Source organism: Flavobacterium franklandianum (assembly GCF_007097365.1).
In the GTDB taxonomy this organism is placed as follows: Bacteria; Bacteroidota; Bacteroidia; order Flavobacteriales; family Flavobacteriaceae; genus Flavobacterium; species Flavobacterium franklandianum.
Genome location: NZ_VJZR01000019.1, coordinates 1 through 25824, shown reverse-complemented (window position 1 = coordinate 25824; position 25824 = coordinate 1). Strand labels below are relative to the sequence as shown.

At 32.6% G+C, this 25824-nt stretch carries 21 protein-coding genes and 1 pseudogene; 12 read left to right on the top strand and 10 right to left on the bottom strand.

The features are described from left to right. Nucleotides 1-482: 482 nt before the first annotated feature. The gene (locus tag FNW17_RS15010) at nt 483-3659 is read right to left on the bottom strand and encodes a type ISP restriction/modification enzyme (RefSeq protein ID WP_144072068.1); all 3177 of its coding nucleotides are present in this window, start codon (nt 3657-3659) and stop codon (nt 483-485) included. Nucleotides 3660-3977: 318 nt separating this feature from the next. Here FNW17_RS15010 and FNW17_RS15005 point away from each other — a divergent pair, with 318 nt between their 5' ends. From FNW17_RS15005 to FNW17_RS14960, 10 genes are all read left to right on the top strand, one after another. Continuing rightward, a complete protein-coding gene (locus tag FNW17_RS15005; protein ID WP_144072073.1) occupies nt 3978-6176 on the top strand; it encodes a B12-binding domain-containing radical SAM protein in 2199 nt (732 codons plus the stop codon). Nucleotides 6177-6380: 204 nt separating this feature from the next. Beyond that, a complete protein-coding gene (locus FNW17_RS15000) occupies nt 6381-6899 on the top strand; it encodes an ankyrin repeat domain-containing protein (protein ID WP_143391611.1) in 519 nt (172 codons plus the stop codon). Between the two features lie 6 nt (nt 6900-6905). Beyond that, entirely contained in the window at nt 6906-7670 is a 765-nt protein-coding gene (locus FNW17_RS14995) for a T9SS type A sorting domain-containing protein (protein ID WP_143391612.1), read from the top strand. 56 nt (nt 7671-7726) lie between these two features. Then, complete coding sequence (locus tag FNW17_RS14990) at nt 7727-8113, top strand: OB-fold protein (RefSeq protein WP_143391613.1); 387 nt, start codon at nt 7727-7729, stop codon at nt 8111-8113. Between the two features lie 10 nt (nt 8114-8123). Further along, nucleotides 8124-8987, top strand: coding sequence for a DUF5777 family beta-barrel protein (locus FNW17_RS14985; protein ID WP_144072067.1), 864 nt, complete (start codon nt 8124-8126; stop codon nt 8985-8987). 27 nt (nt 8988-9014) lie between these two features. After that, nucleotides 9015-9338 carry a hypothetical protein gene (locus FNW17_RS14980; RefSeq protein WP_235893289.1) on the top strand — a complete coding sequence of 108 codons (324 nt, stop codon included), beginning with the start codon at nt 9015-9017 and terminating at the stop codon, nt 9336-9338. Between the two features lie 13 nt (nt 9339-9351). Next, the gene (locus FNW17_RS14975; protein WP_144072066.1) at nt 9352-9900 is read left to right on the top strand and encodes a YceI family protein; all 549 of its coding nucleotides are present in this window, start codon (nt 9352-9354) and stop codon (nt 9898-9900) included. 205 nt (nt 9901-10105) lie between these two features. Continuing rightward, nucleotides 10106-10591, top strand: a complete 486-nt coding sequence (locus tag FNW17_RS14970) for an acetyl-CoA carboxylase biotin carboxyl carrier protein subunit (protein WP_144072065.1) — start codon at nt 10106-10108, stop codon at nt 10589-10591. 119 nt (nt 10592-10710) lie between these two features. Further along, nucleotides 10711-12150, top strand: coding sequence for an acetyl-CoA carboxylase biotin carboxylase subunit (locus tag FNW17_RS14965; RefSeq protein ID WP_144072064.1), 1440 nt, complete (start codon nt 10711-10713; stop codon nt 12148-12150). 6 nt (nt 12151-12156) lie between these two features. After that, the gene (locus tag FNW17_RS14960) at nt 12157-13698 is read left to right on the top strand and encodes an acyl-CoA carboxylase subunit beta (RefSeq protein WP_144072063.1); all 1542 of its coding nucleotides are present in this window, start codon (nt 12157-12159) and stop codon (nt 13696-13698) included. Nucleotides 13699-13859: 161 nt separating this feature from the next. Here the strand turns inward: FNW17_RS14960 and FNW17_RS16840 are convergent. Beyond that, nucleotides 13860-14054 (bottom strand): annotated as a pseudogene (locus tag FNW17_RS16840) (AAA family ATPase); the annotation flags it as partial. A gap of 130 nt (nt 14055-14184) precedes the next feature. On the opposite strand from FNW17_RS16840, the gene FNW17_RS14955 reads away from it, so the two are divergent. Then, the gene (locus tag FNW17_RS14955) at nt 14185-16299 is read left to right on the top strand and encodes an ATP-binding protein (RefSeq protein WP_144072062.1); all 2115 of its coding nucleotides are present in this window, start codon (nt 14185-14187) and stop codon (nt 16297-16299) included. A gap of 162 nt (nt 16300-16461) precedes the next feature. Here the strand turns inward: FNW17_RS14955 and FNW17_RS14950 are convergent, their stop codons facing one another. The 5 genes from FNW17_RS14950 to FNW17_RS14930 all read right to left on the bottom strand — a co-directional run bounded on the left by FNW17_RS14950 (nt 16462) and on the right by FNW17_RS14930 (nt 20327). Continuing rightward, entirely contained in the window at nt 16462-16941 is a 480-nt protein-coding gene (locus FNW17_RS14950) for a hypothetical protein (protein ID WP_143391635.1), read from the bottom strand. Nucleotides 16942-17036: 95 nt separating this feature from the next. Further along, entirely contained in the window at nt 17037-17342 is a 306-nt protein-coding gene (locus FNW17_RS14945) for a hypothetical protein (protein WP_143391636.1), read from the bottom strand. Nucleotides 17343-17663: 321 nt separating this feature from the next. Further along, a complete protein-coding gene (locus FNW17_RS14940) occupies nt 17664-18347 on the bottom strand; it encodes a carbonic anhydrase family protein (protein ID WP_143391637.1) in 684 nt (227 codons plus the stop codon). Then, nucleotides 18344-19960 (bottom strand): SulP family inorganic anion transporter, encoded by a 1617-nt coding sequence (locus FNW17_RS14935; protein ID WP_144072061.1) that lies wholly within the window; start codon nt 19958-19960, stop codon nt 18344-18346. The genes FNW17_RS14940 and FNW17_RS14935 overlap by 4 nt, the downstream gene beginning before the upstream one ends. Nucleotides 19961-20045: 85 nt before the next feature. Next, entirely contained in the window at nt 20046-20327 is a 282-nt protein-coding gene (locus FNW17_RS14930) for an aminoacyl-tRNA hydrolase (RefSeq protein ID WP_144072060.1), read from the bottom strand. A gap of 689 nt (nt 20328-21016) precedes the next feature. On the opposite strand from FNW17_RS14930, the gene FNW17_RS14925 reads away from it, so the two are divergent. Then, nucleotides 21017-22042 carry a porin gene (locus FNW17_RS14925; RefSeq protein ID WP_126563116.1) on the top strand — a complete coding sequence of 342 codons (1026 nt, stop codon included), beginning with the start codon at nt 21017-21019 and terminating at the stop codon, nt 22040-22042. A 539-nt stretch (nt 22043-22581) separates the two neighbouring features. Here the strand turns inward: FNW17_RS14925 and FNW17_RS14920 are convergent. The 3 genes from FNW17_RS14920 to rimO all read right to left on the bottom strand — a co-directional run bounded on the left by FNW17_RS14920 (nt 22582) and on the right by rimO (nt 25469). Beyond that, on the bottom strand, nt 22582-23499 hold the full coding sequence (locus tag FNW17_RS14920; RefSeq protein ID WP_143391640.1) for an N-acetylmuramoyl-L-alanine amidase: 918 nt from the start codon (nt 23497-23499) through the stop codon (nt 22582-22584). 146 nt (nt 23500-23645) lie between these two features. Further along, nucleotides 23646-24143 carry a hypothetical protein gene (locus FNW17_RS14915; RefSeq protein ID WP_143391641.1) on the bottom strand — a complete coding sequence of 166 codons (498 nt, stop codon included), beginning with the start codon at nt 24141-24143 and terminating at the stop codon, nt 23646-23648. Between the two features lie 24 nt (nt 24144-24167). Next, the gene (rimO, locus tag FNW17_RS14910) at nt 24168-25469 is read right to left on the bottom strand and encodes a 30S ribosomal protein S12 methylthiotransferase RimO (protein WP_143391642.1); all 1302 of its coding nucleotides are present in this window, start codon (nt 25467-25469) and stop codon (nt 24168-24170) included. Between the last annotated feature and the right edge of the window lie 355 nt (nt 25470-25824).

Below are 25824 nucleotides of genomic sequence, written 5' to 3'. Positions count from 1 at the left end.
GTTATCGTTTTAGAGTAAAATGCCCTTTGTATTCCAATCCGTTGGTTCTGGTTACAACAAACCAATTCTCTCTCGGCTGTCTATGAGTTTAGGTAAATAGTCTCTTAATTTTTGGCTATTCGAAAAAGTGATCATAAGTTTTAAATTTCAATTAAATCTATTTCTTTCATAATCCTGTAGGTTTCGCTCATTGCCACAATAATTTTCTGGTAAAATATAGGTTGTAAAGATAGAATTGTGGTTCAGTTATCTTTTACTATTTAGTTTTTTGATCTTCATACTATCAATTGCCTCTAGCTTTAGCTAGAGGGATAATATTTTTAGTTTATTAATGGCTTTAGCCAAAAAAAGCAATTTTTTTGGCTAAAGCCAATTTACATTCATTCCTAAATTACTCCAGCTAAAGCTGGAGGCAATTCATTTTTTTAAATTACCCCGAATTCGGGCTAGTTAAACTTTTTGTTCTTAGTGATAGAAACACCTTATATCTCAATCCCATCAATCTCCTCCATAATCCTACTAGTTTCGCTCAATGCCACAATGATTTTTTGGTAATGCAAAATATCTTCATAACTCAATTCTCTGCCTTTGCGGTCTTTGAGCCATTTTTGAGCCGGTTGGTAGCCACCAATGTAAAAGTTCCAAGCTACTTCGGGAACGTTCGCAAAATATTGGGTTTCGTTAATGAAAACCCTTCCAATAGGTTTGGGTGTATCATTATGTGTTATGGAGTTGTTCTCTACTACATAGTTGCGTTGTTCGTATTTGGGCTTTACCACTACATTATCTCCATCTTCGGGATATTGCGTGATGTAGTTGCTTACAATAGGACTTTCCAGCAAATGAATTTGGCGTAATTGACTGCCTAGCTCAACCAAATCAATAAATTGGCGTGGGTTTTTTGGATACGGCACTCTCGGAAAATCAATTTTCAGAAACTCCTTGTATTTCTCTCTATAACTTGGCGAATGCAAAACGGCATAGATATAATCTAGCAAATCGATTGGGGCAAAACTTTGTCTAAATTCTGGTCGCAACTCATTACTATTGGCGAAACAAACTTCTCCTTCTGTTTCTTTTTCGTTGGTAAAACTCAAGCCCAAACCGGCAGCAATTTGTTTTACAATTTCGGGGTTGAGGTTGGGGGTTCTTGAATTGTTGCCGTCTAATGTTTGTTGGGCGGTGGTTTCGGGATATAAATATAATGGTAAACAATATGTTTGAAAACCATAGAAATTAATATCTAAAAGATTATTAGTTAACAAAATTGAACTAAAAGAATCTGTATTAACCAAATTTCTCATAATACAAATTCCTAAATTATTTTTAGAAATAAAATTAGACATAAATTCTTTTCTACTTCTACCAATCAATTTGTCATCATAATAAATATATTTTTCTATGAAAGGTTTGTAACTATACTTTTTTATTGCATCTAAGTTTGGTTCAATTTGAAAATTTGATTTTATATTGTCAATTAACGATTTTTTATCTAAAGAGACTAGAAAAGCATCATTTGAAGTTTTTATACCTGATGATTTGGTAATAAATAATTCATTTATAAAAAAACCTGCCTCATAGTCTACAAGGATATCATAGTTTTTTGGAACAAAATAATAATCTGGAAAAATGTTATTTACATTTTTCCAGATTATTGATTTAAAAGAGTTTTCAGATAAAAAATTATATTTAAATTCTCTTTTACCATATAAATCATAATGAAAAACTTCTGCTAGATTTTCTTGTTTTTTCCTTCCTGTTTTTACAAATAAATTAATAGAAACACCTTGCATAATATCAAATACATTTTGGTCTATTGAACCATCAGGTGAAACCTCATTTTTTCTTGAATTTCCGTGTAAATCTATGGTGAAAATTTTATCGTATGTTTTCAAAAGATTCCAACGCATTCCTCTAAAAGTAGGATTATCTAAAAATCCGTGTGGATTGATAAAAGCCAAAATGCCACTTCCATTTTTATCTATAAAATGTTGACCGAAACGTAAAAATTTAACATAATCATCATTGATCATTTTCGGATTTCTTTCTTTTAATTTTTCTTTCCCGCCGGGTTCTTTTTTATAATCTTCCATTAGGTTCATAATCCATTCGCCTTTGTTGGCACTTTCGCCGCTATACGGCGGATTCCCAATCACTACCATAACAGGCGCATCACGCTTTATGGCATTGGCTTGGTCGGCTTCGTCCGAGAGCCACGAACTAAAAAGAGTTTGGGTATCAGGATGTGCTTCTTCTAAACTGTTGGTCAGGAAAATACGAAAACGTTGGTCGTCGGTAGGTTTGTAGCCTGTTTCAGTGAGCAACATATCCATTTTAAGGTGAGCCATAGCATAACTTGCCATCAATAATTCAAAACCATTCAATCTTGGTATCAAATCATTGGTTACATATTTACTCCAAATGCCTTGCTGTCCTTCAAATTTTTTGTGAATGTGTTTGACTACTTCTGCAAGAAATGTTCCAGTTCCCGTGGCTGGGTCTAATATTTGTACTTTGTGAACTTCGATTTCGGTTTCTACTTCTTTTATCTTCGAGTTGGCGCCCGTTCCGGTTTGGGTTACGGCTTTTTTCTTGATTTTTATTTTGCTCGTATCGGCCAATCCTTGTGGCAAATCGAATTCGGTTTTCAAAATATCATCTACCGCACGAACAATAAAGTTCACCACTGGTTGCGGTGTGTACCAAACTCCACGGGCTTTTCGCAAAGCAGGATTGTATTCGCCCAAAAAGGTTTCATAAAAATGCACCACGGGATCTTCTTGTTTGGTGCTTTTGCCAAAGTTTCGCATAATGACTGCCACATCACTAGCCAGAAAAATATTGACGAGTTCATCTACAATCCAAGTCAACCGAGTGTCGAGATCAAAACCTGCAATGTCTTGAAACAATTTCCTGAGAAAAGGATTCGATTTTGGGATTAATTCAGCGGCTTCCATTCTGGAGAAAGTGGGCAAAGTAGGGTCGTGGTATCTTGCGGCAAACATTCCGTATGCAATGGTTTGGGCATAAATATCAGCAAAAGCTTTGTTGTCGATATCGTGAATCAGCATTTGTTGAAACGACAACATTTGCGATTTTATTTGGGAGCGTTTGCCTTCTTGGTCGTCATTGGTCAATGATTTTTCGATAACATCGGCCATCAACTTGGCTTTTCCTGCCATCATTTGCGCTAGTTTGGTAGGCGATTTGATGGTTTGCGAAATGGTTTGGGCAAAGTTTTTTATCAATTGTGTAAACTGCTCAAAGTTTTCGGGTTGCGGTACAATCAATCCGTTTTCTACTCGTGCAATAGCAATTTTAGTGGTGAGTTCTCCGTCTTTATAAAAATGGAAATCCATATAATCGGTAAAAACCAAATTCGACAATCCCGATTTGTAACGGTCAAATTGTTCTTTGAGTTTTTTGTCTTTTAAATCGACTCCAATGTCTTTGGCTTCGATATAACCTACAGGCACATCCTTGCGTGTCAATACATAATCGGGTGCGCCACAATCGACTCTTGCGGGTTCGTTGGTCACTAAAATATCGGGTAAAATGGCCATTATTAGGTTTTGCAAATCACCACGATAAGAATGTTCCCGTGCATTGCCAGTTCGATAAAGCGTATTTATTTTGGAGAGGTATTCTTGGATTGTCATTGTATTCTTTTTGAGATTTTAAAAGTAGTAATTTTATTCCAAAATACAGAAAACGTTCGATAAATGAATCCAATTCTTTTCTAAATTCGTATTCAGTATATCAATAATTTTGGCTTGCCTCCAGCTTTAGCTGGAGGAAAAGGAATCAATGTAGCATTGGCTTTAGCCAAAAAGTATGCTGTTTTGGCTAAAGCCATTAAAAACAGTTCAATTTTATTCCTCCAGCTAAAGCTGTAGGCAATTAATGTTTTGAAAATAGAATATGCTGAATGGTTCCCTAAATTCTAAAATGAGTTACTTTTGCACAAAACAATTCCTTTGAAAACCCAAGTATTTCTCATCACGCCACCGTTTACCCAACTGAACACTCCGTATCCAGCAACGGCTTATATCAAAGGGTTTTTGAACACCAAAAACATTTCGGCAACTCAGGCAGATTTGGGTATTGAAGTAATTTTGAAATTGTTTTCGAAAGAAGGACTTGAAAATTTGTTTAAAGTTTCAGGTTTAAAGTTTAAAGTTGGGGAAGTGTCAGAAAACTGCAAACGAATTCTCGCTCTCCAAGACGAATACATCAAAACCATAGATTCGGTTATTGCCTTTTTGCAAGGGAAAAATCCAACATTGGCATTACAAATTTGTCAGGAAGATTATTTACCGGAAGCTTCTCGTTTTGCTCAACTAGAAGAATTAGATTGGGCTTTTGGAACGATGGGAACGCAGGACAAAGCCAAGCATTTGGCGACTTTGTACCTCGAAGATATTTCCGATTTTATTGTAGAATGTGTCGATGCCAATTTTGGTTTCAGTCGTTATGCGGAACGTTTGGGCAGAAGTGCTAACTCTTTCGATGAATTATATACTGCTTTACAACAAGAACCCACTTATATTGACAACGTTTTATTTTCGCTTTTAAAAGATAGAATCGAGACCATTCAACCTGAATTATTCCTGATTTCTGTTCCTTTTCCTGGGAATTTATATTCCGCTTTTCGTTCCGCGCAATGGGTTCGAAAGCATTATCCAAACATCAAAATTTCGATGGGAGGCGGTTTTCCAAATACTGAATTGCGTTCGCTTTCGGATGCTCGTGTTTTTGAATTTTTCGATTATATTACGCTCGATGATGGCGAATTGCCTGTAGAACTCCTCGCTTCCAGCCTCCAGCTTCCAGCTTCCAACGAATTTAAAAGAACATTTCTTCTAGAAAACGGAAAAGTAGTTTATAAAAATAATTCATTAAAACCCGATTATAAACAATCCGAAGTAGGTACACCTGATTATTCCGATTTGTTTTTGGATAAATACATTTCGGTGATCGAAATCGTGAATCCAATGCACCGAATGTGGAGCGACGGGCGATGGAACAAACTCACGATGGCGCACGGTTGCTATTGGGGGAAATGTACGTTTTGTGATATTTCATTAGATTACATAAAAATCTACGAACCCATTGCCGCCAATTTATTGTGCGATCGAATGGAGGAAATGATAGCACAAACGGGTCAAAATGGTTTTCATTATGTAGACGAAGCGGCACCACCAGCTTTGATGCGCGCTTTGGCACTCGAAATTCTACGCCGAAAATTATCGGTTACTTGGTGGACGAACATTCGTTTCGAGAAAAGTTTCTCTGCCGATTTATGTTTGTTGTTGAAAGCCTCGGGTTGTATTGCCGTTTCTGGCGGACTCGAAGTGGCTTCGGATAGATTGTTGCAATTGATTGACAAAGGCGTAACGGTAGAACAAGTGGCCAAAGTCACTCGAAATTTTACTGAAGCCGGAATTATGGTGCATTCTTATTTAATGTACGGTTATCCAACGCAAACCATTCAGGAAACGGTGGATAGTCTAGAAATGGTTCGTCAATTGTTTGAAGTGGGTGTTTTGCAATCTGGTTTTTGGCATCAATTTGCGATGACGGCTCACAGTCCAGTGGGAATGTACCCAGAAAAATTTGGAGTTGTCAAGGAAACCGAAACTATTGGAACTTTCGCCAATAACGATATTAATTATGTTGACAAAACAGGAATCGATCACGATAAATTCAGTTTTGGCTTAAAAAAGTCTCTTTTTAACTTTATGCACGGCATTTGCTTTGACTATGAATTACAAGAGTGGTTTGACTTTAAAATCCCAAAAACAAAAATCCATCCCGATTTTGTTGCCAATGCTTTAGAGGAAGAAGATGATTTCAATATAAAACCAACTGCCAAAATTGTCTGGCTAGGAGGGAAGCCCATTGTAGAACATTTCACAAAATCCAAAAAAGGAAATTCTTGGGAGTTGATGACTTTAACTTTTCACGACAAAAAAGAAAGTTTTACCATTCAAACAGGAAAAAACGAAGGAGAATGGTTGATGCAAATGCTTGAAAAAATCTCAGTTTCTAAATCTAAAATCTACACTTTTCAAGAAATAAAATCTGATTTTGAAGTTCAATTTGAAAATTTCGAATTGTTTTGGTATTCAAAACCTGTGAATACTTTAAGAGAATTTGGGTTGTTGGTTTTGTAAAATCAATAATTTAAATTTTAATCATTTTAAGCACCGATTTTAGTAATTTGATAATAAAATATTAAATAAAATACGGATTATTAAAACACAAAGTTTCATTACAATTTTGTATTTAATCGCTTGAAAATTAGTAATATAAATTTAACAAATGTTCGTCTTAAACGAACTATTATATTTACTATATTAGCCATTTAAATATTAAATATGTTGAAAAGAAAATCTCTATTTATCTTAATCCTGACTATTAATGTAGCTTTTTCCCAAAACACCAATTGTTTTGATGTAGCCAGAAAAGGAAATCTTTCTGATATAAAACTACTTTTTGATAATGATAAAAATAGTGTCAATGCTATTGATGATAAGGGGTCAAGTATGCTAATTCTAGCGTGTTACAGAGGAAATCAAGAAGTAGCTCAATTTTTGATTGAAAATGGAGCCAATTTGAATTATGTTTCTAATAACGGAACTGCTTTAATGGCTTGTGTTTTTAAAAGCGAGTTTCTATTGGTTGATGAACTGATAAAAAAAAGTGTGAATCTTGATCTGACAGATGTCAACGGGCTAACAGCTCTAATGTTAGCAGTTCAGTTCAAAAATACAGAAATGGTCAAAAAATTATTAAATGCAAAAGCCAACACAACACTAAAATGCAAACAAAACAAAACAGCTTTCGAATATGCTGTTTTTTCAAATAATGAAGAGATTATTAACTTACTTAAATAAATAACGATGAAGAAAATTACTATTTTATTATTTTGTTTTTTGGCATTTTCGGGGTTTTCTCAATCAAAGACAACGGGAGTTATTAATCTTTCTTCTAACATGACTGCTAATTTTACTTTGAATAATGCTTCTTCAAAAGTAACTTTAGTATTAACAGGACCTTCTGATAGATGGTTCGCAATGGGATTGGGAGTTCTTGAAGGTTTTGGAATGTCAGACGGAGATGTTGTAGTTTACGCCACTTCATTAACCGATAGGAATTATAATGGATTTGCTTCTCCTGCGTCAGATTCTAGTCAAGATTGGGTAACTGTTAACAATGTAGTTGCATCTGGTGTTAGAACTTTAACTCTTGAAAGAGCACTTACGAATTCAGATGTTAATGACCTACAACTGCCCTATGCTTCTACCAATTCTATTGATTTGGCTTGGGCGCGTTCTTCAACAGTAAGTACATCACTCGCTAATCACGGTGGAGGGAATAGGGGATTCGCTACTGGTTCATTTACTACTTTAGGTGTAGAGGATTTCTCTTTAAATGCAACTTCTGTTTATCCAAATCCATCATATGGAGAGTTTTATATCAAAACAAAAACTAATTTATCTAAAGTAAATTTATACAATCAAACAGGAGCTTTGGTTAAAGCAATTAAACTTTCTGATGATTCTAGAGAAGTTAAAATTGATGTAAACGGAATTCAATCAGGAGTTTATTTTTTAGAATTGCAAAATGATTCTGAAAAATCTTGGAAAAAAGTAATCGTTAATTAATCGGATTTAAATTTGTAATTCATAAAGTTTATTTATCGTAGCCCTTTTTTTCAACTATGGAAAAATTTTTTAAAATACTAGCAATTTTAGTTGTTGTCCTGATTTTGGGTTTTTTTTCATATAATTATGTGATGACTGCAGGAGCAAGGGATTTAGAAAAAGAAAAATCCGAGTTTTTCATTTCTGCAGTAGATGTTTTTGGGGAGTTTTCTACCAACTCTGAAATGGCAACTGCAAAATATATAAATAAAGCGGTTGAAATTTCTGGAAAAGTTACCAGTGTCAATAACAATGTAATTACGTTAGATGAAAAAGTTTCATGTCAATTACAAGTTTTAGAAAAAGTAGCACTAAATAGTCAAGTAAAAATAAAAGGGAGAGTTACGGGTTATGATGACCTTTTGGAAGAACTAAAATTAGATCAATGTTTAATCGTAAAATAGAATAAAAAAAATGAATTTATCTAAAATTACTTTCTCACTATTTTTTCTCTTTTGGTTTGGTTTCACTAGTGCACAAGATGATTTATTTAAGGAATTAAATTCTGACAGTATTGTGAAAAAAGAAATAGCAACTGCCGCTTTCAAAGGATTACAAGTTTGTACAATGCAATCAACTAAGTTGGCTTCAAAAGGCGAATGGTATTTTTTAGTTGCGCATCGATTTGGAGATTTAACAGAAGGTTTCGGTAACTTCTTCGGATTTGATAATGCTTTAACAAAAATAGGGGGGCTTTATGGAGTGACAAATTGGTTAACTCTAGGGCTTTCTCGTCATACTTTAAATAAAAATTATGAGTTAGCAGCAAAATATAAATTTGCGAATCAGGAGGTTAATGGTTTTCCGGTAACAATTGTAGGATACAATACTATGGATATTAATTCAAATCTTAGCGAAGACGAATTTCCATATCTAAAAATATCTAATCGATTTGCTTTTAGTACACAATTACCAATTTCAAGAAAATTTTCGAATGCATTTTCAATGGAATTAAATCCTATTTATATTCGTAAAAACCTATATGAGCCTAGGTTTGAAAAAGCAGATAATTTTCTTTTAGCCTTAGGAGGAAGACACAAAATATCAAAAAGAATTAGTATTAATGCTGAATATGCCTTTAGATTGAATGCAAAAGAAACTAGTTTTTATCACAATCCTGTAACCGTTGGAATGGATATTGAAACTGGCGGACACGTATTTCAGTTAGTTTTTTCGAATAGTCAGCCTATGAATGATGTTAGTTATTTTACAAACGCTACAGGAATTACAGATGGAAAGGGAATTTATTTTGGGTTTAATTTATATAGAGTATTTTAAATTATGAAAGCAATTAAAATTAGTATTTTGATATTTATAACTTGTTGTATTGGTTTTTCATGTGAAACATCGACATACGATGAAGTATCGGGAGAAGTTGCAAATCCTACGTATACCGCTAATGTTAAATCTATAATAAACAACAACTGTCTAGGATGTCATAGTGACGCTGCAGGACAGTACCCCACGATGGAAACGTATGTGCAGGTTCGAAATGCCACAGAAAATGGGAAAGTGATTTGTAGAATTGATGATCAATCTTGTGGTGCAGTTATGCCACAATCAGGCAGAATGCCTCAGGTAAATATAAATACCATTAAGAAATGGGTCGCCAACGGATTTCCCAACTAAAAAAAGAATTGCTATGATAAAGATATTAACGACACTTGTTTTTCTAATTTTATCTACGATATTGTTTTCTCAAAAGTTAATGACTCGCTCTGGCGAAATTAAATTTGAAGCATCAATGCCAGCTTTTGAGGAGGTCGCGGCTAAGAATAACACAGTTTCTTGTCTTTTTGATACTTCATCTGGTGAAATCGCAGTTTTAGCTTTGGTTAAGGGGTTTAGATTTAAAGTGCCATTAATGGAAGAACATTTTAATGAGAATTATATCGAAAGTGATCAATTTCCAAAAGCATCATTCAAAGGAAAAGTCACTAATTTTGATGTTTCTAAAGCAGCATCTGCAAAATCCACTTTTGATGTTGAAGGCGATTTAACTTTACATGGAGTTACCAAAAAAGTGAAAACTAAAATCACTTTTGTAAAATCTGGAGAAAAACTAATTACAACCTGCAAATTCAAAGTAAAACCTTTAGATTATAATATTGAAATACCTTCGGTAGTTAAAAGTAAAATTGCTGAAACAGTAGAAATTGATTTAAAATTTGACTTAGAGAAGAAATTATAATTTCAATTTGCTTTAACTTTTAACTTTTTAAAACTGGAAAATTCTTTTAGAATTCATCACCTTCGTCATTATATTTCAATAGAAATCAGGGAATTGTATAAATTTATACGTTTTTTAAATAGTATTTTATAGACTTTGTAAATGTAATATTGACTGTTAAATATTGAACTTTTATTGTTAAATTTATATTATAAAATTTACAATTATGAGTTCCGATTTTAAAGTTAAAGTTAACGAAACTTTTGAGTTTGATTTCAATACCGAAAACACCTCAAAATTAGACGCAGTTAGTGTTGAAAGAAATAAGTTTCACATTCTTCAAAATAATCTCCCTTTCATAACTGAAATTATCTATTCCAATTTCTATAAAAAAAAATATACCGTCAAAGTCAATAACAACATTTATCAAGTTGCTATTTCAAATCCATTGGATATTTTGTTACAAGAAATGGGTTTTGAGGTTGGAGTTTCCAAAGTAATTAAACAACTTAAAGCGCCAATGCCCGGATTAATCTTAGAAATTAACGTTGAAGTTGGTCAAACTGTACTAGAAAACGATAATTTATTAATTCTCACCGCAATGAAAATGGAGAATAGTTTGCTTTCACCACGAGATGGCGTTATCAAATCGATTGTTATAAATGTTGGAGATTCAGTGATAAAAGGCGATTTGTTAATTGAATTTGAATAGATTATGAAATGAGCATAACCCATAATGGTTCGTAAATACCAATGGTTGATATGCGACTCGAGCAATAGCGAACAGGCGAAGCAATTACATTTGACCAATAAAAAAATAAGTATCAGCAAATGAAAAAAATATTAGTTGCCAATAGAGGAGAAATCGCCATCAGAGTAATGAAAACTGCTCAGAAAATGGGGATAAAAACCGTAGCGGTTTATTCAACTGCAGATCGAAATTCACCTCACGTAAAATATGCGGATGAAGCCGTTTGGATTGGGGAATCACCCTCTAATAAATCGTATTTGTTAGGAAATAAAATTATTGAAGTAGCCAAAGCATTAAACGTAGATGCAATTCATCCTGGTTATGGTTTTTTGAGCGAAAATGCCGAATTTGCAGCAGAAGTTGAAAAAAATGGTATCATATTTATTGGGCCAAAACCCAAAGCTATTGAAATAATGGGTAGTAAACTCGCTGCCAAAGAAGCAGTTTTGAAATATAATATTCCAATGGTTCCCGGTGTTGATCACGCTATTATCGATATAGAAGAAGCAAAAGTAACAGCGAAAAAAATTGGTTTTCCAATTTTGATAAAAGCTTCGGCAGGAGGTGGCGGAAAAGGTATGCGTGTGGTAGATAAGGAAAGCGATTTCGAATCTCAAATGAATCGAGCTATAAGCGAGGCGGTAGCAGCTTTTGGTGATGGTTCAGTATTTATTGAGAAATATGTGGCTTCCTCGAGACATATCGAAATTCAAATTATGGCCGACAGTCACGGGAATGTGTTGTATTTTTTCGAAAGAGAATGCAGTATTCAGCGTCGTCATCAAAAAGTGATTGAAGAAGCCCCTTCCTCAGTTTTGACTCCTGAAATTCGGAAAAAAATGGGAGAATCGGCAGTTCTTGTGGCTAAATCTTGCGATTATCTTGGTGCAGGAACAGTTGAATTTTTATACGATGAAAACGATAATTTTTATTTTCTGGAAATGAATACCCGTTTGCAAGTCGAACATCCTGTTACCGAAATGATTTCGGGTGTTGATTTGGTTGAACTACAAATAAGGATTGCCCGTGGTGAAGCATTAACTATCAAACAAGAAGATTTAAAAATAAATGGTCATGCAGTAGAATTGAGGGTTTATGCTGAGGATTGCGTAAATGATTTTTTGCCAAGTGTTGGACGTTTAGAAATATATCAATTGCCAGTTGGAGAAGGAATTCGGGTTGAAAATGGGTTTGAACAAGGAATGGATGTTCCTATTTATTATGATCCAATGTTATCAAAATTAATTGCTTACGGAAAATCAAGAGAGGAAGCCATCGAAATTATGCTCAAAGCTATCGATAAATACAAAATCGAAGGTGTAGAAACGACTTTACCTTTTGGTAAATTTGTTTTCGAACATGAAGCTTTCCGTTCGGGAAAATTTGATACTAATTTTGTGAAAAAATATTATTCTCCTGAAGTAATTATTGACCAAAAATCCACAGAAGCTGAAATAGCTGCATTGATAGCTTTGAAACAATATTTTGAAGATCAAAAAGTATTACGCATACCAAATTAAGACATCATGGAAAATAAAATACAAGAACTAAATGATAAAATCGCTCAAGCCAAATTGGGAGGGGGTTTAAAACGCATTCAAAAACAACATGAAAAGAAAAGATTATCGGCAAGAGAACGTGTAGAGTATTTGATGGACGAAGGCTCTTTTGAAGAAATTGGTATGTTGGTAACTCACAGAACTACTGATTTTGGAATGGATAAAGAAATATATTATGGCGATGGAGTTATAACAGGATACGGAACCATAAACGGAAGATTGGTTTACATTTTTGCTCAAGATTTTACAGTTTTTGGAGGTTCTTTGTCAGAAACACATGCCGAAAAAATCTGCAAAGTGATGGATATGGCAGTCAAAATGGGTGCGCCAATGATTGGTTTGAATGATTCGGGTGGAGCTAGAATTCAAGAAGGAGTTCGTTCGCTTGGTGGTTATGCCGATATTTTTTACAGAAATGTACAAGCTAGTGGGGTGATTCCTCAAATTTCTGCCATTATGGGACCTTGTGCTGGTGGAGCCGTTTATTCGCCTGCAATGACCGATTTTACGATGATGGTAGAAGGATCTAGTTATATGTTTGTCACAGGTCCAAATGTGGTAAAAGCGGTAACAAACGAAACCGTAACTTCTGAAGAATTGGGTGGTGCAATAGCACATTCTACTAAATCGGGTGTTGCTCATATTACTTCTGGAAATGATCAAGAATGTTTGGATGATTTAAAGAAATTGTTGAGTTATTTGCCTCAAAGTAACAAAGAAACCCCGGAGAAGTTGCCTTATGAGTTGGGCGATGAAATAAGAATGAAATTGGCCACTGTGATTCCAGATAGTACACATAAGCCGTATGATATGCATGAAGTTATTTCGGGAATTATTGATGAAGATTCGTTTTATGAAATTCATAAAAATTATGCCGAAAATATCATCGTAGGTTTTGCAAGATTAGCGGGAAGAAGTGTGGGGGTTATTGCTAATCAACCACTTTTTTTAGCAGGTGTTTTAGGGGTTAAAAGTTCCAAAAAAGCAGCCAGATTCACTCGTTTTTGCGATTGTTTCAACATTCCATTACTAGTCTTGGTTGATGTTCCTGGATTTCTTCCCGGAACTGATCAAGAATGGGAAGGTATTATTATTCACGGAGCGAAATTGTTGTACGCATTGAGCGAAGCAACTGTGCCAAGAGTGACCGTAATAACTCGAAAAGCCTACGGTGGTGCTTATGATGTAATGAACTCTAAACACATTGGTGCAGATATGAATTTTGCGTGGCCAACCGCTGAAATTGCAGTAATGGGAGCCAAAGGAGCTTCTGAAATTATCTTCAAAAAAGAGATTAGTGATGCTGAGGATCACGAAGCTAAACTTGTAGAAAAAGAAAAAGAATATGCTGATTTGTTTGCCAATCCTTATATTGCAGCCCAACGTGGTTTTATTGACGAAGTGATTCTACCACAGGATACAAGACGTAAATTGATAAAAGCATTTAGCATGCTCGAAAATAAAGTAAGTGTTACTCCAAATCGAAAACACGGCAATATCCCTTTATAAGTCAGACTAATTGAACCGATTGGAGGACAAATTTACAAATGGTATAATGGAATTTAATAACTTTTCTTTTGTCTTTATCTACATTAATATTGTATTTTTCAATTCGTAATCCTAGTTTTCGGTTCGAATTGTAGAGTTGTTTTTCGGTTTGCAAAATATTTCTATTTGGCATTCAGGCAATCTATAATTAATTGTTTTTCCACTTTTTCCACAATAATTTGATGTGTTCCCATGCTAAACATATTCGATGATTGAGCGGTTTGAAGTTTTGGAGGAAGATTTTCTATTCTAATGACTCGGTCGGTGCACTGAATAGCGGTTCGTTCAATACAATTTTCTAATTCCCTTATGTTTCTCGGCCAGTAGTATTAATTAGTAGGATTAAAAATAGAATTTTTATCAGATATATTATATTTATGTACTCAAATTATTAAATTAAATTATCTTTATGACCAATATGTAATTTTGTGAATTCTACCCAGTTCTATGAAAAAATTTCGTGATTACAATACCTACTTTAAGCTATTAATATTGATTATTAGCACTAGTGTTTTATTTTTTTTGTTATATGTAGCTCTTTATGTTTATACTACTAAACAAGAAAATAATTTATATAAAACTACTCAAAAACAATATTATAATGAAGTATCCTCAATTATTAAGCTCTATTCAAAAACCCCTATTTCGACCATTATTGATATTACTTTTTGGAATGAACTAAAAAAATTTACAGAATCTAAAGATGAGAATTGGTACAAAGCCAATGTTGCAAGCCAATTTGAAACTTACGAAGTTGATTATTTAGGAGTTCATGATATTGAAGGTCAGTTTATTGTTAAAACCTCAAATTCAAAAATTAAAACCAAAAATTTTATTCCAAAAGAGGTTATGACACGTTTGTATCAATCGAAGTTGATGCGTTTTTATATGAAAATTCCAGAGGGTGTTATCGAAGTTTTTGGAGCCACAATACATCCTTCAAATGATCCTAAAAAAAACAAAACCAAACCTTCAGGTTATTTTTTTATGGCTCGACTTTTAGATCAAAGTTATTTTAAAAATCTTGGTGAAATTAGTAGCTCTGAAGTAAAATTAGTAGCGCTCAATAGTAAAAGTAATGTTGAAGTAGATGCTCTGGAAGCTATCGTAAAACTGAAAGGTTATAACCAAACAGATCTTGCAAATTTAGTTTTTAAAAGATCTTTTAATTTGCATTTTAGGAACACAAAGGAAATTCTTGTAGTATTAATTTTGGCTTCTTTTATCAATATTTTCATCTATTTATATTTCTCTAGAAAATGGATTTACAAACCTTTGAAGACCATTACAAATGTTCTAGAGACAGGAAATGAGACTTCAATAGCGGTTTTAAAAAATCAGCCTGGTGAGTTTGGTTATATTGGTAATTTATTCGAAGAGAATAATTATCAGCGGAAACAGTTAGAGCTTTCAAAGGAAAAGGCTGAGGAAAGTGACAAACTTAAATCCTCTTTTTTAGCTAATTTGTCTCACGAAATCCGGACTCCAATGAATGCTATAGTTGGATTTAGCGATTTATTGAATGAACCAAATTTAAGCGATAAATCTAAACAAGAATATTTAAAAATAATAAAAAATTGTGGTATTAATTTAGTTTCAATTATTGAAGATTTAATTGAAATGTCTAAGATTGATTCTAAACAAATTTCGCCAAATTATAAAGGAATTGATTTAGATGCTTGTGTTAAAGAATTGTATGAAACTATTAGAGTTACAATTCCTAATGATAAAGAATTAGATTTATATTTTGTTGAAAATAAGACTTGTATTTCAAATAATATTCTTACTGATGAGGTAAAACTAAAGCAAATTATCGTCAATTTAATTTCTAATGCCATTAAATATACTGTAAAAGGGAAAGTTACCTTTGGCTATCAAATTAATGAGGAAGATAAAAATATAGAGTTTATCGTAAAAGATACTGGATTAGGAATAGACGAAGGAAATTTAAAAGTAATTTTTGATAGATTTAGGAGAATTGAAGATGAGTTTTCGGTTGCACTAAGCGGTTTAGGTCTTGGTTTGGCTATATCCAAGGCATATATCGAAATGCTTGGCGGAACAATAAGTGTACATTCGAAAATTAAAGTAGGCTCTGAGTTTAAGTTTACAATTCCATTAATTTATGACGAATCAATTCCAATTCCAATTCCAAATCAAATCAATGTGTTGAATGTTGCTGTCAAACAAAATTATCAAACAATTTTGGTCGCAGAAGATGATAATATTAATTTTCTATTGATAAAGAGAATCTTAGAATTAAAAAAATATAAAGTTTTACGAGCGATTAATGGTCAAGAAGCAGTTGATATATGCAGAGAAAACGTAGATATTCATTTGGTTTTAATGGACATTAAAATGCCAGTTTTGAACGGTTTTGAAGCTTTTAAAATTATAAATTCTTTTAATCCAAAACTTCCTGTAATTGCACAAACTGCTTATGCTTCGGTTGAAGATTATGAGAAAATTATGGAATTAGGCTTTACCGCCTATGTTTCTAAACCTTTAGACAAAGAAAAAATATTTGAACTTATTGATTCAATATTTTATAGAAAAGTATAAATTATTTTTAATTATACTTTATGATCTTTTATTATTTATGATTAATAATAAGGGAAGAATGACAATCAAATAGGTAATTATTGAATATAATTATTGGATTTATGAAATTTCATTAAAAAGCTGTCTTTTTAGAGACAGCTTTTTTTTTAATTTTAAAAACCCTTAATAAGTATAAGTAATTGCTTTTAAATTTTCTGGGTCTTTGGAAACCAGCACAATAAATGGGGCTCCATTAATTGCTGCTTTTTGTTGTAAACTATTTTCTATCAGTTTATTCAATTCGTAATAAGGTTGTCCTTTTACTTTTCCGATAAAGCCAGTTATCATTTCCGATTTATTTAATCCAATTGTTTCTGATTCTTTGAGGATTATCACTTTTTTATGATCTGATTTCTGAGTTAGTTGAATCTTTTTAGAAATAGTTTTAGAACTGTTTGTTGACTTTGTGTTTAATTGAGCCACAGCATGTTTACTGATTTTTTGTTCTTCAGTACTCGACGGAATGGAGTAATAAATTAAATTGTTTTCAGCTTTTATAAAGTTTACTTCTAATTTTTCTCCATTATGTTTGATGATTTCATGACTTTGCGCAAAGAGATTCGCTGTAATAATTACAGCTATTATTGTTAAAATATTTTTCATTTTAATTGATTTTTAATTAGATATTCGTGATTTGTTATTAGCATCACTAAGGAATATATGTGATGCTATTTAGCAATTGTGTTGTTTAAAATCAATTATGATGCTTCTGGCGGAGGTAAGTTTTTTTCAATACAAACCTCTTTCACTTTAAAAGTATAACTAATAATTTCCTTTTTAGTCTCAGAATAGTTAGTGTTTTCTATAATTATTAATGCGATTTCATTTAAAAATTCAGAGTCTAATTTATTTTCAGTTTCATTTTTAGGGTCACTATTTTCAACTATTTTATAAAAACCATATTTTTCATTTTCTAAAACCAACGATAGTTTGTTACTAATCCAGATTAAGGAATAAGTCGAAATTAACAGTGTTAGAATCAAGTTGTTTTTCATTTTTTTCATTTTTCCTATTTAACGATAAAGTGATTATTTTACAAGTGATTTGACGTTTTAGTAAACCTTTTTTTTGTTTATTTTCGAGGTATTTTTGTTGCAATTTTATTGTAAAGACACCTTTTTTTTAGGGCTGTTTCATTTGAAATAATACAAATTTAATCCAATAGTTAAACTTTGTTGTAAATGTTAGTTGGAGTGAATTAGGAATAAACATATTTTTTAAGATATTGTTTTGACTTATAAACAAAAAAATAGCACTAAATTATTGGATACTAATGTAGTGATTTTAAACTTAACCTATATTAATTTCTAGTATTGCTACAATTACTAAAGCCTTAAATCTGTTACGGAAAATTTCGAATTTTTATCATCTTTGATATACATTACATCTGGATAAAAAGTAACTTTTCCCGTTTCAATGTCATGCATAGCACCTATAATTCCAATTTGGCCATTTTCGACCATTTGTTCCAGAATAAAACTACGCTCAATGATACTTTTTACATTTCGCTTTACATTAATAACCGAAACATTTTCAACAAATGAACCGTTTTTTGAAGATCGGTCGGTTTTGGTAGTTTTTTCTTGATAAACTGCTGGTTGTATTTTGGACAATAATTCAGTAAGATTACCCATTTCAATATGGTCGCAGGCTCCTTTTACCGCACCACATTTGCTGTGACCTAAAACTACAATTAGTTTTGAACCTGCTATTTTACAAGCAAATTCCATACTTCCTAATATGTCTGTATTGATTACATTTCCTGCAATTCTTATGGAGAAAATATCTCCCAACCCTTGATCAAAAATTAATTCAGCCGATGTTCTGCTATCAATACAGCTCAATATTGTAGCAAATGGCCATTGCCCTTCTACTGTTTCATTTGCTTGTTGTAATAAGTTGCGATTGGCTTTCAAATTTTTGATAAATCGATCATTTCCTTCTTGTAAATATTCTAATGCTATTCTCGCTGTAATTTGTGCTTGCGATTCTTTAGTATGTGTTTTCATTTTTCTTGGAGTTTATTTAAATTTGTTGTAACGAATACGTGTTTTTCTTCTTCACCTGTGTTTTCTAATTCATATTCTTTTTTAAATCCAGTCAATTTTACTTTAATATTTTCTTCTTTAGCTCTAATTTTTTTGAATTCTTTTATTAAATCCAATACATCGTGCGCTATGTAAACAGTATCTTGAGCATTAATGATTACTTTTGAGTTTCCCGGAATTTTACTTAAAGTCTCTTTAATTGCAGCTTTATTCAAGAAAGATACTTCTTGGGCTAAATCAATGTGAATGACATCTCCATCGTGATATTGTTCTTTTCTAAAGTGATAAGCTCTTTTCATATTTCCACGTAAGATGGCAAAAACACTTATGATTAATCCCAAAGCTACACCTTTTAATAAATCTAAAAATACAACCGCTAGTAATGTGGTAATAAATGGAGCAAATTGGTATTTTCCATTCTCCCAAAAATGTTTGAATGTAGCTGGTTTTGCTAATTTATAACCTACCAACAATAAGATTGCAGCCAATGTTGCCAATGGAATTTTATTCAAGATTGCAGGAATTGTCAAAACGCTCAACAATAAAAGTACACCGTGTATAATGGTAGACATTTTAGATTTAGCACCAGCATTATTATTTGCCGAAGTTCGAACCACTACCGACGTCATAGGTAAACCACCTAAAAGGGAGCTAACCAAGTTACCAATTCCTTGTGCTTTAAGTTCAATATTTGTATCTGTATATCGTTTGTGAACGTCCATTCTGTCAGCCGCTTCAACACATAATAATGTTTCTATTGACGCTACTATTGCAATAGTAAGACCAACAATCCACACTTTTGGGTTGGTAATCCCAGAAAAATTAGGAGTTACAATAATTTGTTTGAACTCTTCAAATGTAGATGGGATTGGTAACGAAACCAAATGTTCTTTCCCTATTGCCAATGAACTTCCGGTTGAGATGAAAATTTCATTTAATAGCACACCTAAGATAACCGCGATAAGTGCTCCAGGAATTAATTTTAATTTCTTTAGAAAAGGAAGTTTATCCCAAGCAATTAAAATCAATATGGATAAAGCTGCGATGATGATTGAGCCTAGTTGAATATAATCGAAAATGCCTAATAAAGCCGAAAATGTATTGCTTCCGTCTGTTTGTGAAAAGGCCATATCACCTTCAAAATCACTATCATATCCAAAAGCATGTGGTAGCTGTTTTAGAATTATAATAATTCCGATACCTGCTAGCATTCCTTCGATTACATTTGTTGGAATGTAATTTGAAATACCTCCTGCTTTTAGGAATCCTAATCCTAATTGTATTAAACCAGAGATAAAAACAGCTGTCAAAAAGATATCAAAAGCACCTAAATCAGTTATTGATGTTAATACAATTGCTGTTAAACCAGCCGCAGGTCCAGAAACACTTATATGAGATTTACTTAAATACCCTACTACAATTCCTCCTACAATTCCGGCTATAATTCCCGAAAAGAGGGGAGCTCCAGAAGCCATTGCAATTCCTAAACATAGTGGTAAAGCCACCAAAAAAACCACTAAACCTGAAGCAAAATCAGATTTGAGGTTGGCAAAAAGATTGATTTTTTTTGTCATAATACCTTACTAAAAAATTAAATACATAGATTTTTCCCATATAAAAATGGGTAAATTGATTTTAAAAACTAAAATCAACAATGTATTAAACTTGTTCGGGTGGAGGAATAAAAATTTTGGACGAAATATTATCGTGCTTTGAAAATTTCTCAGTGAAAATTGAACTGTAATTCAATTGAGATAAATCGACTGCGGTACACGTAACATCAAAATTAATAATGGCTTTAATTTCTTTATGTGTTTTTTCTTCTTCAGAAAAACTATAAAATGCTGACGTGTCTGCATCTTCCTCAATTACACTAATAACTGCTGGCGTAATTAGAAAGCTCACGAAGATAAACAATAAAAGTCGTGCGATTATATTCATAGCTTACAAATATAGAATTATTATATGAAATTGAAATTATTGGATTGAATTTAAAAATAAAATTATCAGCCGAGTATTTGTGGATACAAAAGTTTTTGGGAATAGTAGTTCTTTTTAATCGATAAATTTTAGACAGAAACTAGCTTTAAGTTTAGCCATGTACATAGTCAATAACTAATGTGTTAATTTGATAATTTAGAGCAAAAAAAAATAGAATATTACCCTCATTAATCTGTTTTTTCTGGAGTTAGTTAGTTGATTTTACTTTAATTTATATTTTTTATAAAATCTATGAACGGTATTTTTTTAGGGGGTATTAGAAAATTTAGTTACAAAAAAAATGATTTTTTAAGCTTTTTTTAAATTTATTTTACAAAAATGTCTAAAAATTAGGGGGTGAGTTGGAAAAACTAAATAAAAATATAATAAAAAAAAATCATTTTAATAAAGATAATATATTTTTTGGCAATCAATTTTTGGTTATCAATAATTCTTTAGCGAAAAAGTTAAATAAGCCTTTTTATACTATTTTAGTTTAACAAAAGTTGATAGATTTGCCTCAGTGAAAAGTTAATTAAGTCACAAGTTTTAACTATTAAATGATGTTTTCTTAATAGTTGAAAAATGTATTTGATAGCCACAAATTTAAAAACAATTAAAACTAAATCAATAATTAAACTAAAACAAACATGAAAAAAGTAACACTAATTTTAGCATTAATGATTACGAGCATAACTTTTGCTCAGGATGCAACTGAAACTCCAACATCTACTCCTTTAGAAATATCTGGCTCTGGAGATTTGTATTATAAGTATGATTTTTCGAAAAACGCAAACATTGGAACAAGTTTTGCATCGGATCAAAATTCACTTTCTCTAGGTATGCTTGATTTTGCTTTAAAGAAATCGTACGGTAAAGCCTCGTTTGTAGGTGAACTGTCTTTTGGACCAAGAGGTGCAGGTCAATCTATTCCAGATGTAGCTGGACAATCTTTCCACATTCAAAATTTATATACTACTTATGCTTTTACTGATAAATTTAGTATGACTGCAGGTTATATGGGAACATTTATTGGTTATGAGGTAATATCTCCAGTGGCTAATTTCCACTATTCTACCTCATATTTGTTTACTAATGGACCATTTCAAAACGCTGGTATAAAAGCAAACTATAAAATATCTGATAAATTTGGGGCAATGTTAGGTATATTTAATGATACCTGGAATAATTATCAAGCTGATCCTACCAAAGGGTTAAATGCTGTTGGAGGTCAATTGTCTTATGCGTCTGAGGGCGTAAGCGCATACCTTAACTTTATGGACGGTTCAGTGAGCGGAACTATTATCGATTTGACTGCAACATTTCAACTTTCTGAAAAATTCAAATTGGGCTTAAATGTAGCAGATTGGTCTAACGAAGGTGAAGTTGGTTATACTGGATTTGCTTTGTACCCTTCTGTTGCTGTTACCGATGCTTTTGCATTAGGATTGCGTGCTGAATATTTTAAGTCTAAAGAAGGTGCGGATTTGTATGGTATTGATGCGGATCAATCGGTAACTGCTTTTACTTTATCTGCTAATTACAAAGTTGGAGGTTTTACTTTTATTCCTGAGTTTAGATTGGATAGTAATTCAGATGAATATTTCACAGATTCTGATATGGCTGCAACTAAGGCTGCTTCTCAAGCTACTCTAGCCGTAGTTTACGGATTCTAGGAAAAACAATATAAAATTTTAAAAATATTTTTTGCCAAGATGCTAATTTTAGTGTCTTGGCTTTTTTTTTGAAAAAAAATTAAATAAAATTTGAACTGATTAAAATTAATACCTTAATAATCGAACTTAAGATATACAAAAAGAATGCAATAGTTATAGTCCAATTATATTTTGTTACTACGGTAACAATGCCAATATTGTATTTTTTTTCCATTTCGACGAAGGACAAATTTCATTAGTTTCTCTCGTTATTTGATTTTCCCTCTGTTCGAAATGACATACTTATTGTGTATTTATCCTTATATTGACAACATTGACATCGAGTTCGATCGTTATTCTAGAATAGTTATCGGTGGCAATTGAACTGACAAATGGAACTTTTATAAAAGTTATTGGTATTTAAATCCAAAACGAGATTAAATTCTATTTTAAATGATTTTGCTGAATAAATATAAATTATGAAGGTTTTTTGAGTATCAAACCAACAAAAAAAGGCTTTTTGAATATTTCAAAAAGCCTTTTTTTTATGTGTGTATAGGTTATTGTTTCTTGTAAATGCTATAGATAGTATTTATTGTTTTTTCATCTAATACGCTATCAACTTCAGTTTGAATATAATGAAGTTTGAAAGCCGCTATTGCTGAAGACAGATTTTTGGTGTTATAGCCAATAATTCGTAAAGCTTGCTCTACATTAAAGTTTTCGGGCGCTGTTTCTAGTACCTCGTCTGGCCAGATGCCAAAATCATTTAGAGCGAGAAGTTTCCATGGGAATAGCTTACTTGGATCTGTTTTTCGTGTAGGTGCAATGTCAGAATGACCAATAATGTTTTGAGTAGGAATGTTGTAGTCTTTTTTTAGTTTTGTTAATAAAGCCAAAAGACTTATAATTTGTTTATCTGAAAAAGGTTCAAATCCATTATTGTCTAATTCAATTCCTATAGATGCCGAATTAATATCGGTGTTTTTTCCCCAAATGGCATTTCCTCCGTGCCAAGCCCTAAGATAATCATTTACCATTTGAACTACCCGACCATCATCAGCAATTACATAATGAGAGCTTACTTGGGGTTTTGTTGTAGTAAATGTTTTTAATGTTTGCGCTAATGAGTCTTGGGCTGTATGATGAAGAATGATAAAATTAGGTTTTCTGAGATTAAAATTGACCGTGCTTATCCACTCAGTACTGATTCCGTTCATTAATGCAATAGGAGATTTTATAGATAAAGTGTCTTTATAAAGCGCTAGTGGGTCTATAGTTGTTACATCAATAGGTGGTAATATGGTAGTGTTACTAGTTTCTAATTGTGCAGGTTCAGTATTGGATATGGTTTCCTTGTAGACTTTTAGTTGTTCTTTATAAGATTTATTGCTTGCTTTATAAGGATTAGAAGAACAAGAAACAATAATAACTGATATTGTTAAACAATAGAAAGTGTAAAGTACTTTGTGTTTCATATATGTAAATTTTGTTTTTTCAGCGGTCATATATGGTATTGCCTTTTTCTTATTGGTGTTTACTCACAATACTTTATTTTCATCGGAGTTCGATGATTATTCAATTATTTGCAATAAACTCTTTGTTAGTGGCGATTTCATACCATTTATTTTTCTTTATTTTCAGGAGCTTGTCCTTTCTTTTTGTCTTTCTTTTTTTTTGGTTGTTTTATATCCTCTTTAAAAGCTAGGTATTTATCTTTTTGATCTTTATTCAAAAAATTATTTATTTTTCTGTCGGTGCTTTCTGCAAGTGCTTTGTATTCATTCATTAAGTCCTCTTGAGATAAATTTAATTTGGTAATTCTACCTTGTGCATTTACGCTTTCAACTAAAACATTTGTTATAGCAATGGATTGAAGTTCATCTAGTCCTACTGCGGGTTTCATGTCTTCCATGTATTTCGCTACAATTTCTTCGGCGGGAATTTCTTTTGGTTTTTCTGGCTCACTTCTTTGATTCATTCCGCCCATTTGGTTCATTCCATTCCGCGAACCATTGCCATAACCATTTCCTCCATATCCATTATTACCATATTGAGCAGAAATCGTATTTATTGAGATCAATATAATCAAACAAGTTATAAATAAAGTTGTAGTTTTCATCTTGAGTGTTTTATTGTTGTAAATTTAAGCAGGTTCTGCGAATAAATCAAATTCGGTGGCATCAATAATTTTAACCATTACGAATTCTCCTGTTTTAACATAATGTTTTGAAGCATCTATAAGCACTTCATTATCAACATCTGGGCTGTCAAATTCTGTTCTTCCTACGAAATGCTCACCTTCTTTTCTGTCGATAATACAACGGAAAGTTTTGCCGATTTTCTCTTGGTTTAAATCCCAAGAAATTTGAGATTGAAGTTCCATAATTTCATTGGCACGATCTTTTTTTACATCTTCGGGAACATCGTCAACCAAATCATATGCGCTTGTGTTTTCTTCATGTGAATAAGTAAAGCAACCTAAGCGTTCGAATTTCATTTCCTGAACCCAGTCTCTCAAAGTTTCGAAATCTTCTTGAGTTTCGCCAGGATAACCTACAATCAATGTGGTTCTAATGGTCATTCCAGGAACGGCTTTACGGAACTCTTGCAATAATTTAGTGGTTTTTTCTTTAGTTGTGCCGCGCTTCATCGATTTCAAAACAGCATCCGAAATGTGTTGCAACGGAATGTCAATATAGTTGCAAATCTTTGGTTCGCGCTTCATAATTTCCAAAACATCCATCGGGAATCCAGTAGGAAAGGCGTAATGTAAACGTATCCATTCGATTCCTTCTACTTTTACCAAAGCTTCTAATAATTCGCCAAGATTTCTTTTTTTGTATATATCCAAGCCGTAATACGTCAAATCTTGTGCAATAAGAATTATTTCTTTTACACCATTTTTTGCCAATCCTTCGGTTTCTTTTACTAATTTTTCTATGGTTTGCGAAACGTGTTTTCCTCGCATCAACGGAATAGCACAGAAACTACAAGGTCTGTCGCAACCTTCGGCAATTTTTAGATAAGCATAATTTTTAGGAGTCGTTGTCAAACGTTCGCCAAGCAATTCGTGTTTGTAATCTGCGCCCAAAGCTTTTAGCAATGCAGGTAATTCTGTAGTGCCAAAAAACTGGTCAACATTTGGGATTTCTTTTTCTAAATCCGGTCTGTAACGTTCAGATAAACATCCGGTAACGAATACTTTATCAACTAATCCACGTTCTTTTTTATCGGCATATTCTAGAATCATATTTACGGATTCTGCCTTCGCATTATCTATAAACCCACAAGTATTGATGACTACAATGTTGCCTTCTTCTTCGTGAACGACATCTTTTCCGCTAGCTTTTAATTGTCCCATTAGGACTTCGCTATCATATACATTTTTTGAACACCCAAGGGTGATCACGTTGATTCTATTTTTTTTTAACGATTTGGTTCTCATATATTTATAATCCCGATAATTTGGGAAGTTGGCAAAATTACGATTTTTATTTTAAGGAGCGTAAATCTTTATTTTTTTAAAGACGTTTTGTCCGGCCATTCATTGCAAACGAAGTTCACTGAACTCCAATAAAATAAAGTTTAAGTGAAGAATCTCCCTAATAAAAATCGGGAGGATTTTCAATTCTATCGGGGCTCATTTTAAACCTTTTGTATTTCAGTATATGTTTTCAAAGAAAAAACCACTTTAAATCAAAAGTCAAAGTGGTTTAATATTTTTTATGCTTGTCCGTTTAGCTACCTATAATTCATTCCATCGATGATTAACTCCAGCAACGATTAGTCTTTCCATAGTT

What these genes read in the sequence shown, in the direction of transcription:
- FNW17_RS15010 (WP_144072068.1), bottom strand. Translation starts at nt 3,659, where the DNA reads ATGACAATCCAAGAATACCTCTCCAAAATAAATACGCTTTATCGAACT.
- FNW17_RS15000 (WP_143391611.1), top strand. Translation starts at nt 6,381, where the DNA reads ATGTTGAAAAGAAAATCTCTATTTATCTTAATCCTGACTATTAATGTA.
- FNW17_RS14995 (WP_143391612.1), top strand. Translation starts at nt 6,906, where the DNA reads ATGAAGAAAATTACTATTTTATTATTTTGTTTTTTGGCATTTTCGGGG.
- FNW17_RS14990 (WP_143391613.1), top strand. Translation starts at nt 7,727, where the DNA reads ATGGAAAAATTTTTTAAAATACTAGCAATTTTAGTTGTTGTCCTGATT.
- FNW17_RS14985 (WP_144072067.1), top strand. Translation starts at nt 8,124, where the DNA reads ATGAATTTATCTAAAATTACTTTCTCACTATTTTTTCTCTTTTGGTTT.
- FNW17_RS14975 (WP_144072066.1), top strand. Translation starts at nt 9,352, where the DNA reads ATGATAAAGATATTAACGACACTTGTTTTTCTAATTTTATCTACGATA.
- FNW17_RS14970 (WP_144072065.1), top strand. Translation starts at nt 10,106, where the DNA reads ATGAGTTCCGATTTTAAAGTTAAAGTTAACGAAACTTTTGAGTTTGAT.
- FNW17_RS14965 (WP_144072064.1), top strand. Translation starts at nt 10,711, where the DNA reads ATGAAAAAAATATTAGTTGCCAATAGAGGAGAAATCGCCATCAGAGTA.
- FNW17_RS14960 (WP_144072063.1), top strand. Translation starts at nt 12,157, where the DNA reads ATGGAAAATAAAATACAAGAACTAAATGATAAAATCGCTCAAGCCAAA.
- FNW17_RS14955 (WP_144072062.1), top strand. Translation starts at nt 14,185, where the DNA reads ATGAAAAAATTTCGTGATTACAATACCTACTTTAAGCTATTAATATTG.
- FNW17_RS14950 (WP_143391635.1), bottom strand. Translation starts at nt 16,941, where the DNA reads ATGAAAAATATTTTAACAATAATAGCTGTAATTATTACAGCGAATCTC.
- FNW17_RS14945 (WP_143391636.1), bottom strand. Translation starts at nt 17,342, where the DNA reads ATGAAAAAAATGAAAAACAACTTGATTCTAACACTGTTAATTTCGACT.
- FNW17_RS14940 (WP_143391637.1), bottom strand. Translation starts at nt 18,347, where the DNA reads ATGAAAACACATACTAAAGAATCGCAAGCACAAATTACAGCGAGAATA.
- FNW17_RS14935 (WP_144072061.1), bottom strand. Translation starts at nt 19,960, where the DNA reads ATGACAAAAAAAATCAATCTTTTTGCCAACCTCAAATCTGATTTTGCT.
- FNW17_RS14930 (WP_144072060.1), bottom strand. Translation starts at nt 20,327, where the DNA reads ATGAATATAATCGCACGACTTTTATTGTTTATCTTCGTGAGCTTTCTA.
- FNW17_RS14925 (WP_126563116.1), top strand. Translation starts at nt 21,017, where the DNA reads ATGAAAAAAGTAACACTAATTTTAGCATTAATGATTACGAGCATAACT.
- FNW17_RS14920 (WP_143391640.1), bottom strand. Translation starts at nt 23,499, where the DNA reads ATGAAACACAAAGTACTTTACACTTTCTATTGTTTAACAATATCAGTT.
- FNW17_RS14915 (WP_143391641.1), bottom strand. Translation starts at nt 24,143, where the DNA reads ATGAAAACTACAACTTTATTTATAACTTGTTTGATTATATTGATCTCA.
- rimO (WP_143391642.1), bottom strand. Translation starts at nt 25,469, where the DNA reads ATGAGAACCAAATCGTTAAAAAAAAATAGAATCAACGTGATCACCCTT.